General features: G+C 65.1%; 8 protein-coding genes and 1 pseudogene. 5 read left to right on the top strand and 4 right to left on the bottom strand.

The window, feature by feature from the left end:
* From IVA87_RS24035 to IVA87_RS24055, 5 genes are all read left to right on the top strand, one after another.
* On the top strand, positions 1 to 726 hold the full coding sequence (locus IVA87_RS24035) for an outer membrane protein (RefSeq protein ID WP_247307988.1): 726 nt from the start codon (positions 1 to 3) through the stop codon (positions 724 to 726).
* A 164-nt stretch (positions 727 to 890) separates the two neighbouring features.
* Positions 891 to 3,032, top strand: a complete 2,142-nt coding sequence (locus IVA87_RS24040; RefSeq protein WP_247335293.1) for a HAMP domain-containing methyl-accepting chemotaxis protein — start codon at positions 891 to 893, stop codon at positions 3,030 to 3,032.
* 283 nt (positions 3,033 to 3,315) lie between these two features.
* Positions 3,316 to 4,377, top strand: a complete 1,062-nt coding sequence (locus tag IVA87_RS24045) for an MBL fold metallo-hydrolase (protein ID WP_247307981.1) — start codon at positions 3,316 to 3,318, stop codon at positions 4,375 to 4,377.
* Between the two features lie 339 nt (positions 4,378 to 4,716).
* The gene (hemA, locus tag IVA87_RS24050) at positions 4,717 to 5,946 is read left to right on the top strand and encodes a 5-aminolevulinate synthase (protein WP_247307979.1); all 1,230 of its coding nucleotides are present in this window, start codon (positions 4,717 to 4,719) and stop codon (positions 5,944 to 5,946) included.
* A 172-nt stretch (positions 5,947 to 6,118) separates the two neighbouring features.
* On the top strand, positions 6,119 to 9,628 hold the full coding sequence (locus IVA87_RS24055) for a PAS domain-containing hybrid sensor histidine kinase/response regulator (RefSeq protein ID WP_247307977.1): 3,510 nt from the start codon (positions 6,119 to 6,121) through the stop codon (positions 9,626 to 9,628).
* Positions 9,629 to 9,640: 12 nt separating this feature from the next.
* Here IVA87_RS24055 and IVA87_RS24060 read toward each other — a convergent pair.
* The 4 genes and pseudogenes from IVA87_RS24060 to IVA87_RS24075 form a co-directional block, all read right to left on the bottom strand.
* Positions 9,641 to 10,461: pseudogene (locus IVA87_RS24060) on the bottom strand (SDR family NAD(P)-dependent oxidoreductase).
* Between the two features lies 1 nt (position 10,462).
* The gene (locus IVA87_RS24065) at positions 10,463 to 11,026 is read right to left on the bottom strand and encodes a cytochrome P460 family protein (RefSeq protein ID WP_247335295.1); all 564 of its coding nucleotides are present in this window, start codon (positions 11,024 to 11,026) and stop codon (positions 10,463 to 10,465) included.
* A gap of 71 nt (positions 11,027 to 11,097) precedes the next feature.
* Positions 11,098 to 12,126 carry an alpha/beta hydrolase gene (locus tag IVA87_RS24070; protein ID WP_247335299.1) on the bottom strand — a complete coding sequence of 343 codons (1,029 nt, stop codon included), beginning with the start codon at positions 12,124 to 12,126 and terminating at the stop codon, positions 11,098 to 11,100.
* Positions 12,127 to 12,160: 34 nt separating this feature from the next.
* Positions 12,161 to 12,580, bottom strand: coding sequence for an organic hydroperoxide resistance protein (locus IVA87_RS24075; RefSeq protein ID WP_247307969.1), 420 nt, complete (start codon positions 12,578 to 12,580; stop codon positions 12,161 to 12,163).
* Positions 12,581 to 12,651: the final 71 nt, after the last annotated feature.

Consider the following 12,651-nt stretch of genomic DNA (forward strand, 5'->3'; position numbering starts at 1 on the left):
ATGAAGAAGATTCTGTTTGCGACCGTTGCGCTGCTCGTGCTGGGCGCGGCCGCGCCGGCCGTGGGGGCCGATCTCGGTAACCGCAACTACTACAAGGCACCCGCGCCGGCCTATGCGGCACCGATCTACAACTGGACCGGTTTCTACATCGGCGGCCATGTCGGCGGCGCGTTCTCCAGCGACAACAATTTCAACGGTCTCTCCACGGGGAACAATGGCAACGGCCGTTTCCTCGGCGGTGTGCAGGTCGGTGCGGACTGGCAGTTCAACCCGAACTTCGTGGTCGGCGTCGAAGGCCAGTATTCCTGGCTCTCCGGCAGCGTCGGCGCGGTGTTCCCGGGCGGCATCGCCTACACCAACGACCAGCGCGGGCTCGGCTCGATCACCGGCCGGGTCGGCTACACCTGGGGTCCGGGCCTCCTCTATGTGAAGGGCGGCTATGCCTATTCGGACAACAACGAGAGAGTGATGGTCGGCGGCGTACCGTCCGGCTTCATCATCGATGGCGATCACCGCAACGGCTACACCGTCGGCGCCGGCCTCGAATACATGTTCGCACCGAACTGGTCGGCCAAGGCCGAGTACCAGTACTACAATTTCGGCGACGCGCACTTCACCGCGGGCCCGCTGGTCGGCACCGGCAACTTCACCACCGACGACCACACCGTCAAGGCGGGGATCAACTACCGCTTCAACTGGGCCAGCCCGGCCGTCGCGCGCTACTGAGCGTTAGCAAAACGTTATCATCACGAAGGGCCGGCGATGTTGCCGGCCCTTCTTTTTTTCGCCCTGCGGAACGCGCGCAACCGATTGCACAGATTGCGATTTTTTAACCGGCGTGCCCGATACTCCCGGCCACAAAACAGAAGCAAGGGCGTGGGGGAATTTCGATGGCGATCCGTTTCAGTCTCGGCCGATTCAAGCCGCGTTTCAAACTGCCGAAATGGGGCGTGCGCGGCAGCTTGTTCGCGGCCTTCGCAGTGATCGCCGGCATGGGCCTCGTGATTTCGGCCGGCGCCGGCCTGGCGCTGCAGAAACTCGGCGGGCGCATGACTGAACTGAGCGGACGGGACATTCCGCGCCTTGCCGCGAGCCTGCAATTGTCGGCCTTGAGCGCCAGCCTTGCGGCACAGGGACCTGCCCTGCTTGCGGCTCAAACCGAGGACGCCCTGAACGAGCGCACCAAGAAGCTGAAGGAATTGCAGGAGCAGACGCAGCAGAAACTCAACGAGATCATCGAGCTCGGCGGCGACAAGGCCGTCGTCTCTGGTCTCAGCGAGACGATGAAGAGCATCAACGAAGCGGCCCAGAGCCTGGCCAAGGCTGCCCGCGAACGGCTGGACATTGCGGCCCTGCATGACAAGCAATATGACGCGCTACGCAACGCGCAGGGCGCGTTCGTCGGCGCGGCCAGTCCGGCGATGCTGGACGCGCAGACCCGAGTCAACGCCATTCTCGGCTCTGCCGACCTGTCCGCTGCAGATGCCACCGACGCCGCGCAGACCGTCGGCCAGCTCGGCAACGTCGTCGCCAGCGGCAATCTCGCAGCCGCCGATATGAGCGCGGCGCTCTCGGCGAACACGAGCGACAAGCTCGACGACATCCAGAAGGAATTCAAGACGGCACAGGGGCGCCTGCGGTCCAACCTCGATCTGTTGCCAGACAATCAGGGCAACAAGATGCTGCGCGAGACGGCAGAAAAGCTGCTCGCGCTCGGCACCGGCAGGACCGGCGTATTCAATTTGCGCGAGAAGGAGCTCGATTCCGTCGATTACGGCCAGACCATCCTGGACGAGACCCGCAAGCTCAATGTCGGCCTCGGCATCAGCGTGCAGCAGCTCGTCGACGCCGTGCAGAAAGAGACCAACACGTCGACCTTCCAGGCGCAGCAGGAGATTTCGCTCGCTACGACCGCGATGCTAGCTCTGGGCGCCATGATGCTGGTCGGCTCGGCGCTGTTCGTCTGGCTCTATGTCGGCCGCAACATCCTCCGCCGCATCAGCGGCCTGCAGCGCGCCATGCAGCTGCTCTCGGCCGGCGATCTCGAAACCGAGATCGCACGCGCGAAGCACAATGACGAGATCGGCGCGATGACCGATACGCTTCACGTGTTCCGCGACAGCATGATCGAAGCCCGGTCGCTGGCCAGCGAGCAGGACAAGGATCGTGCCGCGAAAGCCGAACGTGCCGCGCGCATGGAGGCGAAGATCGCCGAGTTTGAAAGCACGGTGCGCTCCGCGCTCGACAATCTCGCGCAATCGGCCAATTCGATGCAATCGACGGCGCAGAGCATGTCGAATACCGCCGACCAGTCCAACGCGCTGGTGAACGCGGTCGCCTCCGCCGCGGAGGAAACCTCGGTCAATGTGCAGACGGTCTCAGCCGGCACCGAGCAGCTGTCGTCCTCGATCGCCGAGATCAGCCGTCAAGTGGTGACCTCGGCGGAGATCGCCAAGAAGGCGGTCGACGAGGCCGGCGCCACTGACGCGACGGTGCAGAGTCTCGCCGACAGCGCGAGCCGCATCAGCGTCGTCGTCGATCTGATCCAGACCATCGCCTCGCAGACCAACCTGCTCGCCCTCAACGCCACCATCGAGGCGGCACGCGCGGGCGAGGCTGGCCGCGGCTTCGCAGTGGTCGCGTCCGAGGTCAAGAGCCTTGCGAGCCAGACCGCCAAGGCGACGGAAGAAATCCGCACCCAGATCGCCAGCATGCAGGAGATAACGACCTCGGCGGTCGGTGCCATCCAGGGCATCGGCCGGATCATCGGCGAGATCAACGACGTCACCACGACGATTGCGGCTGCGGTCGAGCAACAGGGCGCCGCTACCCGCGAGATCGCCCGCAACATCCAGCACGCCGCCGGCGGCACCAGCGAGGTCTCCAGCAACATCGTCGGCGTCTCCACGGCGTCTGCCGAGGCCGGCGCTGCGGCAGGCGAAGTGCTGAACGCCTCCGATGCACTGCGCCGCGAGGCCGACATGCTGCGCGGGGAGATCGACGCGTTCCTCAACAACATGCGCGCGGCGTAGACGCCTGCGGCTCGGGGCTGCGCTCCCTCTCCCACTTGCGGGAGAGGGCTGGGGAGAGGGTATCTTCGCAACGGGGTTGTCGCCGCGTGTCGAGAATATCCCCGTGCGGAGAGAGCCCCCACCCGGCGCTACGCGCCGACCTCCCCCGCAAGCGGGAGAGGTGACCGAGTTCGGAGCACGAGCGTCCCACATCACGGAAAACCACCGGTATGACGGCCATGCGACGGTCGACTCCCATCCTTTTCGGCTGGCGCCCCGCGCGCCGCGGGTTTAAGCCGGTAGCATGAATTCGAAAACCGACACCGCGCAGTCCTCGGCCGAGGCCTTGCGCTACCCCTGGGAACAGCATCCCGGCCCCGAAGAGGTGGTTGAGGTGCGGCCCGGTGTGCTGTGGGCGCGGCTGAAACTGCCGTTCCGCCTCAATCACGTGAACATCTACCTGCTCGCCGACGTCGACGGCTATGCCATGATCGATGCCGGCTTCGGCAACCAGGAGACGATCGAGGCCTGGACAAAGCTGTTCGAGGGCCCGCTGAAAGGCGTCAACATCACGCGGCTGATCGTCACCCACTCGCACCCCGATCATGTCGGTCTCGCCGGGTGGATCGTCGAACGGTTCAACTGCCCGCTGGTGATGTCGCAGGTCGAATATCTGCAATCAGTCTATCACCAGAACCGCGGCACCGAGGAGCGACGCGAGGCGCAGCGGCTGTTCTTCCGCCGCCATGGCATGGACGAATCGCTCACCGAGAAACTGCTCGGCCGCGGTCAGGATTATCTCAAGCGCGTCTCCGTGCTGCCGCCGTCCTACCGCCGCATCTCCCATGGCGACGACGTCGTGATCGGTTCACGCCGTTTCAAGGTGATCACCGGCGGCGGGCACGCGCTCGACCAGGTGATGCTGTATTGCGCCGACGACAAGCTGTTCCTCTCCGCCGACCAGGTGCTGAGCAAGATCTCGCCGAATGTCAGCGTCTGGGCGGTCGAGCCCGACCAGAACTCGCTCGGCGAATATCTGGCCTCGCTCGCCAGCCTCACCACGACGCTCCCCTACGACGTGCTGGTGCTGCCTGGCCACGGCGTGCCGTTTTACGGCTTGAAGACCCGCATCAAACAGCTCGCCGACCATCACGAGGAGCGCTGCCGCCTGATCGCGGAAGCCTGCCGCGAGGTGCCGCAAACCTCGCGCGCCTTGGTGCCCGTCGTGTTCAACAAGCATGTGCTGGACGAGCATCAGATGGGCTTTGCCGCCGGCGAACTGGTCGCCCACGTCAACTACATGATCGTCGAGGGCCGGCTGAGGGCGGAGACGCAAGACGGCGTGTTGCAGTTCAGGACGACCTGAGTTGCCTTCGCCTCTCCCCGCCTGCACCCCGCTTGCGGGGAGACGCCGAATTGAAGCGCAGCTTGAGGCGATGGCGTCGGCGCGGCCGGCTCCGCAATGATACAGGAGCGTGCACCATGGACAAAATGTCCACGGCAGCCACACCTTCCCGACAATCCGGTCCCGGCCGCCCGCGTGCGCTAGGCACTTGATCCAAATCAACAATCGCGGCTGGGCCGGCGTTATCAATTGGCACGCTCCGCCTTGCCGCAAATGTGAGCAGGTGCATGGACATCGGAGCTGGAAAAGCTCTAAAAATTGAACGGCCGCCTTGGGCCGGGTTCCGCTGCAGGTTTGCCGATGGATTACAACGAGTTCTTCAGTTCCGCCCTCGACCGTCTTCACACCGAGCGGCGGTACCGCGTGTTCGCCGACCTCGAGCGCACGGCCGGCCGGTTCCCACACGCGGTCTGGCATTCGCCGAAGGGCAAACGCGACGTCGTGATCTGGTGCTCCAACGATTATCTCGGCATGGGTCAGCACCCGAAGGTGGTCGGCGCCATGGTCGAGACCGCAACCCGCGTCGGCACCGGGGCCGGCGGCACCCGCAACATCGCCGGCACGCATCATCCGCTGGTCCAGCTCGAGGCCGAGCTGGCCGACCTCCATGGCAAGGAAGCCGCACTTCTGTTCACCTCGGGGTACGTCTCGAACCAGACCGGCATCGCCACCATCGCAAAACTCATTCCGAACTGCCTGATCCTGTCGGACGAGCTCAACCACAATTCGATGATTGAGGGCATCCGGCAGTCCGGCTGTGAGCGGGTTGTGTTCCACCACAACGACCTTGCCCATCTTGAAGAGCTGCTGAAAGTGGCCGGCCCGAATCGGCCGAAACTGATCGCCTGCGAGAGCCTTTATTCGATGGATGGCGACATCGCCCCGCTCGCCAAGATCTGCGATCTCGCTGAAAAGTATGGCGCGATCACCTATGTCGACGAGGTCCACGCGGTCGGCATGTACGGCCCGCGCGGCGGCGGCATTGCCGAGCGTGACGGCGTCATGCATCGCATCGACATCCTCGAAGGCACGCTGGCGAAAGCTTTCGGCTGCCTCGGCGGCTACATCGCCGCCAACGGTCAGATCATCGACGCCGTGCGCTCCTATGCGCCGGGCTTCATCTTCACCACCGCGCTACCGCCGGCGATCTGCTCGGCCGCGACCGCCGCGATCAAGCACCTGAAGACCTCGAATTGGGAGCGTGAGCGCCACCAGGACCGCGCCGCCCGCGTCAAGGCGATCCTCAATGCCGCCGGCCTGCCGGTGATGTCGAGCGACACCCATATCGTGCCGCTGTTCGTCGGCGATCCCGAGAAGTGCAAGCAGGCCTCCGACCTTCTGCTCGAGGAGCACGGCATCTACATCCAGCCGATCAACTATCCGACCGTCGCCAAAGGCACCGAACGGCTGCGCATCACGCCCTCGCCCTATCACGACGACGGTCTGATCGATCAGCTCGCCGAAGCCCTGCTGCAAGTGTGGGACCGCCTGGGCCTGCCGCTGCGCCAAAAGCCGCTGGCGGCGGAGTAGGCTTCGCTTCCACCCTCCCCTGAAGGGGAGCCCTGCCGCAAGCACCTTAACGACAACTCCAGTTCCGGGCTCCACCGGGCATTTCGCTGTCGCTTGCGACCGCGCAACGCGCTAGATTTGCTAGGAAAATGAGATCGGGCGCTGCCAGCGCCCAGGGAGAAGCGCGCTCGCCATGCTGCACGACTGGGGCGTGATCGCCGCCGCCTTCGGCTACATCGGCTTTCTGTTCCTGGTGGCGAGCCATGGCGACCGTCGCTCGCCGGCCGGGCCCGGCCGCGCCTCCGGGCTGATCTACCCGCTGTCGATGGCGATCTACTGCACCTCCTGGACCTTCTTCGGCTCGGTCGGCTTCGCCACCCGAACCTCGACCGACTTCCTGGCGATCTATGTCGGCCCGATCCTGATGATCGGACTGGGCGCCGGCGTGCTCCGGCGCGTCATCCAGCTCGCCAAAGCCCACAACATCACCTCGATCGCCGACTTCATCGGCGCGCGCTACGGCAAGAGCCAAGCGGTGGCAGCCACCGTGGCGCTGATTGCCATCATCGGCTCGGTGCCTTACATCGCGCTGCAGCTCAAGGCGGTCGCCTCATCGCTCGGCACGATCCTGAGCGAGGACCAGGCCTTCTCCCACATCCCGATCCTCGGCGACATGGCGCTGATGGTGACGCTGGCGATGGCGGCCTTCGCCGTGCTGTTCGGCACCCGCCAGACCGACGCCACCGAGCATCAGCACGGCCTGATGCTGGCGGTCGCGACCGAATCCATCATCAAGCTGGTCGCCTTCCTCGCCGCCGGCATCTTCGTCACCTTCTGGATGTTCTCGCCGCAGGAACTGATCGAGCGCGCCATGAAGACGCCGGAGGCGGTGCGCGCCATCAACTACTCGCCGTCGATCGGCAACTTCCTGACTATGACGCTGCTGTCGCTGTGCGCGATCATGCTGCTGCCGCGCCAGTTCCACGTCAGCGTCGTCGAAAATTCGTCCGACGCCGAAGTCGGCCGCGCGCGCTGGCTATTCCCGCTCTATCTCGTCGCCATCAATCTGTTCGTGATCCCGATCGCGATTGCCGGCCTCGTGACCTTCCCGTTCGGCGCCGCCGACCCCGACATGTACGTCCTGGCCCTGCCGATGGAGGGCGGCGCGGATCTGCTCAGCGTCGCCGTCTTCGTCGGGGGCCTGTCGGCGGCGACCGCGATGGTGATCGTCGAGTGCGTCGCGCTCTCCATCATGGTCTCGAACGACCTCGTGGTGCCCTTGGTGCTGCAACGTCGGCCGGAGGGACGCACCGGCGGCGCCGATTTCAGCGATTTCCTGCTGCGCTCGCGGCGACTTGCGATCTTCGCCATCATGGTGATGGCCTATTTCTACTATCGCGCGCTCGGCAACACCCAGCTCGCAGCGATCGGCCTGTTGTCCTTTGCCGCCATCGCCCAGCTTGCACCAAGCTTCTTCGGCGGGCTGCTGTGGCGACGGGCGACGGCGCGCGGTGCGATCGGCGGGATGCTGGTCGGCTTCGTGGTGTGGCTCTACACCCTGTTCGTTCCGAGCTTCATGGATTCCTCGACGACGGGAATCCTGCTGCTCCAGCACGGCCCGTTCGGAATCGAGGCGCTGCGGCCACAGGCGCTGTTCGGCGCCGACCTGCCGCCGCTGATGCATGGCGTCATCTGGTCGCTGTCGCTCAATATTCTCACCTATGTGCTGCTCTCGCTCGCGCGCCGGCCATCTTCGATCGAGCTGGTGCAGGCCGATCTGTTTGTCCCCAACACGCTCGCGCCGATCTCCCCGAGCTTGCGCCGCTGGCGCACCACCGTCACCGTGCAGGACATCCAGACCACGGTCGCGCAATATCTCGGGCCCGACCGCGCCCGCCATTCGTTTGAGGCTTTCTCGGCGCGGCGCAATGTCCGGCTCGAACCCGGAGCGCCCGCCGATTTCGAGCTGTTGCAGCATGCCGAGCACCTGATCGCCTCGTCGATTGGAGCCGCGTCCTCGCGGCTCGTGATGTCGCTCCTGCTGCGCAAGCGGACGGTCTCGGCGAAGGCCGCGCTGAAACTGCTCGACGATTCCCATGCAGCGCTGCACTTCAACCGCGAGATCCTTCAGACCGCGCTCAACCATGTACGCCAGGGCATCGCGGTCTTCGACGCCGATCTGCAACTGATCTGCTCCAACCGGCAGTTCGGCGATCTCCTCAACGTTCCTCCGCATTTCATTCAGTTCGGCACTCCGCTTCGCGAAATCCTGGAGTTCATCGGCGTCAGCGATCCGGACGACCCGGTCGAGCGCGAGGCCATGCTGGAGCGGCGGCTGGCCGCCTACACCACCGACAGCGAGCCCTATCTCGAACGCCTGCCGGAACGCCACATGGTGATCGAGGTGCTCACCAACCGCATGCCCGGCGGCGGCTTCGTCATCACCTTCACCGACGTCACGCCCACCTTCGAGGCGGCGGAAGCGCTGGAGCGCGCCAATGCGACGCTGGAAAAGCGCGTCCGCGACCGCACGGAGGAGCTGACGCGGCTGAACTCGGAGCTGGCGCTGGCCAAGAGCACGGCGGAGGACGCCAGCATCTCCAAGACGCGCTTCCTCGCCGCCGCCAGCCACGACATTCTCCAGCCGTTGAACGCGGCGCGGCTCTACGTCACCAGCCTTGTCGAGCGCCAGCACAATGGCGAGGAGACCCGGCTGGTCGAGAACATCGACGAGTCGCTTCAGGCCATCGAGGAGATCCTCGGCGCGCTGCTCGACATCTCCAGGCTCGACGCCGGCGCGATGACGACCTCGATCACGAGCTTCAAGATGGCCGATCTGATGCGCTCGCTGGAGATCGAGTTCGCGCCGATCGCGCGCGCCAAGGGCCTGGAGCTTGCCTTCGTGCCCTGCTCGTTGCCCGTTGAGTCGGATCGGCTGCTGCTGCGGCGCCTGCTCCAGAATCTGATCTCCAACGCGATCAAGTACACCCCCCGAGGCCGCGTGCTGGTCGGCTGCCGTCGTCACGGCGCCTCGCTCAAGATCTGCGTCTACGATACCGGCGTCGGCATCCCGCCGGTCAAGCGCGGCGAGATCTTCAAAGAATTCCATCGCCTCGAGCAGGGGGCGCGAATCGCACGCGGCCTTGGCCTGGGGCTCTCGATCGTCGAGCGGCTGGCCCGCGTGCTCAAGCACGGCATCGCCATCGAGAGCAATGCAAGCGGCGGCTCGGTATTCTCCGTGACGGTGCCGACGGCGAAGGCGATCACCCACACGGCGGCGGTGACCAGCGCGACGCCGCTGGCACGCACGCCGATCTCGGGCGCACTGATCGTCTGCATCGAGAACGATGCGGCGATCCTCGACGGCATGCGCACGCTGCTGAAAGCGTGGGACGCCGAGGTTATCGCCGTCGCCGATCCCGAGGGCGCGATGGCGGCGATCGAAGCCGCGGGACGGCGCGTCACCGGCCTGCTCGTCGACTATCATCTCGATCGCGGTAACGGCATTGCCGCCATCCGCGACATCCGCCGCCGCTTCGGCGACGGCATCCCCGCGATCCTGATCACCGCCGACCGCAGCCCCGCCGTGCAGGTCGCCGCGCGGGATGAAAAGGTCGCGGTGCTCAACAAGCCGGTCAAGCCGGCCTCGCTGCGCGCCCTGCTCGGTCAGTGGCGCACGCAGCAGATGGTCGCGGCGGAATGAATGCGGGGCCGGTCAGTAGTCGGTCGACACACTGAGCGCGCCATTTCTCTAGCTCTTCGAGCCGAAGCCTGTCCGTCGCCGCGATCGCGTTCACCGCGTCGCTTCCGAGGGCGATCCGCAGAGGTGGACGCTTCATGTCGACGAGCTTCAGCACAAGTGCTGCAGCCTTGGCCGGGTCACCGGGCTGGCGGCCATCGTAATCGCGCTGCATCCTGACGGCTGCGCCGACAACCAGGTCGTACTCGGCTCGCCCCTCGCCGGTCGCATGCGCGGTCTGGGCAAAGCCGGTGCGGAAGCCGCCGGGCTCGACGATTGTCACCTGCACACCGATCAGCGCCATCTCTCGCGAAGGACTCCGAAAAGCCCTCGATCCCCCATTTCGCGGCCGAATAGGCCGCGCGAGCCGGAGCACCAATGCGCCCGCCAACGGATGAGACTTGCACGATGTGCCCGCGGCCTTGCCGGCGCAGGACGGGGATCGCCGCCTTGGTACCGATGATGGTGCCGATCAGGTTGACCTCGATCTGCTGACGAAACGAGTCCAGGCTCGTGTCCTCGATCGATCCGAGATCGCCGTAACCGGCATTGTTCACGACAACATCGACGCCACCGAAGGCTTCCACGGCCAGGCCGAGCGCCGCTTGCGCTGCCGCCTCGTCGGTCACGTCGAGGGTTGCAAGCCGAAGCCTTTCGCCGAAGCGCCCAAGCAACGGTTCGAGCGGCTTTGGGTCCCGGGCCGAAGCGACGACGCGATCTCCCGCCGCGAGCGTCGCCTCCACGATGGAGCGGCCGAGCCCGCGCGAGCCGCCGCTGATGAACCAGATCTTGGACATTTCAGGGGGCCAGCCGCGTGAAGACGTAGTCTCGGCTCTTGGCACGGGCTTCGTGGCAGGAGAAGCAGGTGCGGTGCTGGGCCTCATCGACCGCCTTGCCGTCGACGAAGCGACCAAAACCCCAGCCGCCGGTTGAGGCGTATTTCTTGGAGTCTTTGACCATCACCTGAACCGTAGTTGCGGCGCCGGGAATCGTCGCGGACGCAAATTCAGGGGACTGTTTCCGCTTCCAGGCGCGCTTGACCAGAACGGTGCCGTCCGGGAACGGAAGCTTTCCCGTGTGGTAAGCGTCAATCGCGATCTGGTTGCCGACGACAGCGCGAAGCTCGTCGAGCGGCGCCGCCTCTTCGGCCGGCGCGATCAGCTCCCATTGCTTGTAGCCCGGCGGAATCGTGGCCCCGAAGATCGGCGAGGCGTCCGCCGCGCTGCGGTCCGCCGGACCTTCCGCGAAGGCGACCGTGACGAGATACGGCACGCAGGTCAGGAGCACGACGAGGAGGACCACCGCCAGAACGACCATCGTGGGGTAGGGAGACTTCTTCTTTTCAGGTTCGGTTGTTGTCATGACGTTTCATCAAGCTGGAACGAGGGGCGATCCTTGGTCCAGCCTGGCTGGACCGAGGTGCTGACAAATGCTCAGGCGCGGTCGGCGTCGATGACGGCCTTGGCAAAGGCTTGCGGTGCTTCCTGCGGCAAATTGTGGCCGACGCCGCCGGTGATCAGGCGAAACTCGTATCGGCCTGAGAACTTCTTGGCATAGGCGCTCGGGTCGGGATGCGGCGCGCCGTTGGCGTCGCCCTCCATCGTGATCGTTGGCACGTCGATGACGGGAGCTGCCGCGAGCTTCTTTTCGAGATGCTCGTATTTCGTCTCGCCATGGGCAAGCCCGAGCCGCCAGCGGTAATTGTGGATCGTGATCGCGACATGATCCTTGTTGTCGAGCGCTGCTGCGCTTCGATTGAAGGTGGCGTCGTCGAACTTCCATTGCGGCGAGGCGAGCTTCCAGATCAGCTTGGCAAAATCATGCGTGTACTTCTCGTATCCGGCGCGGCCGCGCTCGGTCGCGAAATAGAACTGGTACCACCATTGCAGTTCGGCCTGCGGCGGCAGCGGCGCGTTGCCCGCGGCTTGGCTGGAGATCAGATAGCCGCTGACCGATACCAATGCCCGGCAGCGGTCCGGCCACAGCGCGGCGATGACGTCCGCGGTGCGCGCGCCCCAGTCGAAGCCGGCGACGACGGCCGTCTTGATATCGAGCTTGTCCATCAGCGCAATGATATCGGCAGCCATTGCCGCCGGCTCGCCGTTGCGCGGCGTCTCGCTGGAGAGGAAATGCGTCGTACCATAGCCGCGCAGGTAAGGGATGATCACACGATAGCCGGCCTTTGCCAGGATCGGCGCGACATCGACGAAGGCGTGAATGTCGTAGGGCCAGCCGTGCAGCAGGATCGCCACGGGCCCGTTGGAGGGACCCGCCTCCGCATAGCCGACATTGAGGACGCCGGCATCGGTCTGCTTGATCGTACCGAAGGACGCGTTCGATGCTTGGGATCGCGACGCTTCCGTTTGGGCGCGGGCGAGTTCGATCACGCCGAGACCGGCGGCAACGGTTCCCGCGGCGACGCCGAGAAACTGGCGGCGATGTTGGTCGATGATCTGCTTCATGGTGGCTACCTTGCTGATGGTGGGTGATAGTGCGTCAGATCAGCGCGACCGTGACGTCTATGTTGCCACGGACGGCCTTGGAATAGGGGCAGGTTTGATGCGCTTCATCGATGATGCCGCGTGCGACCTCGCGATCGAGACCCGGCAGACTGATATTGAGGCGCGCCCTCAGCGAGTAAGCGTCCTCGTCGAGCACGAGGTCGATCTCCGCATCGATCGCGCATTTCCTGGGAAGATCGATTTTCCGCTTGCGCGCCGCGATCTCCATCGCGCCTTCGAAACAGGCCGACCAGCCGGCCGCAAACAATTGCTCGGGATTGGTGCCGATGCCTGCGCTACCCGGCGGCGACAGCTTGACGTCAAGCCGACCGTCGGAACTGCGCGACATGCCGTCGTGTCGACCGCCGCTGGTGTGTGTCTTCGCCGTGTAAAGCAGTTTTGCCGCCTGCGTCATGAAGGCCTCCTTGCCATTGCGCAACTGACTAGCAGCGGCTGCTGCAGGACACCCGTTTGGAGTTGTGAGAA

It is taken from the genome of Bradyrhizobium sp. 147, from assembly GCF_023073935.1.
In the GTDB taxonomy this organism is placed as follows: domain Bacteria; phylum Pseudomonadota; class Alphaproteobacteria; order Rhizobiales; family Xanthobacteraceae; genus Bradyrhizobium.

Bases quoted from the DNA above. Each gene is read 5' to 3' on its own strand.
- IVA87_RS24065 (WP_247335295.1), bottom strand. From the start codon at position 11,026: ATGACAACAACCGAACCTGAAAAGAAGAAGTCTCCCTACCCCACGATG.
- IVA87_RS24075 (WP_247307969.1), bottom strand. From the start codon at position 12,580: ATGACGCAGGCGGCAAAACTGCTTTACACGGCGAAGACACACACCAGC.
- IVA87_RS24055 (WP_247307977.1), top strand. From the start codon at position 6,119: ATGCTGCACGACTGGGGCGTGATCGCCGCCGCCTTCGGCTACATCGGC.
- IVA87_RS24070 (WP_247335299.1), bottom strand. From the start codon at position 12,126: ATGAAGCAGATCATCGACCAACATCGCCGCCAGTTTCTCGGCGTCGCC.
- hemA (WP_247307979.1), top strand. From the start codon at position 4,717: ATGGATTACAACGAGTTCTTCAGTTCCGCCCTCGACCGTCTTCACACC.
- IVA87_RS24045 (WP_247307981.1), top strand. From the start codon at position 3,316: ATGAATTCGAAAACCGACACCGCGCAGTCCTCGGCCGAGGCCTTGCGC.
- IVA87_RS24035 (WP_247307988.1), top strand. From the start codon at position 1: ATGAAGAAGATTCTGTTTGCGACCGTTGCGCTGCTCGTGCTGGGCGCG.
- IVA87_RS24040 (WP_247335293.1), top strand. From the start codon at position 891: ATGGCGATCCGTTTCAGTCTCGGCCGATTCAAGCCGCGTTTCAAACTG.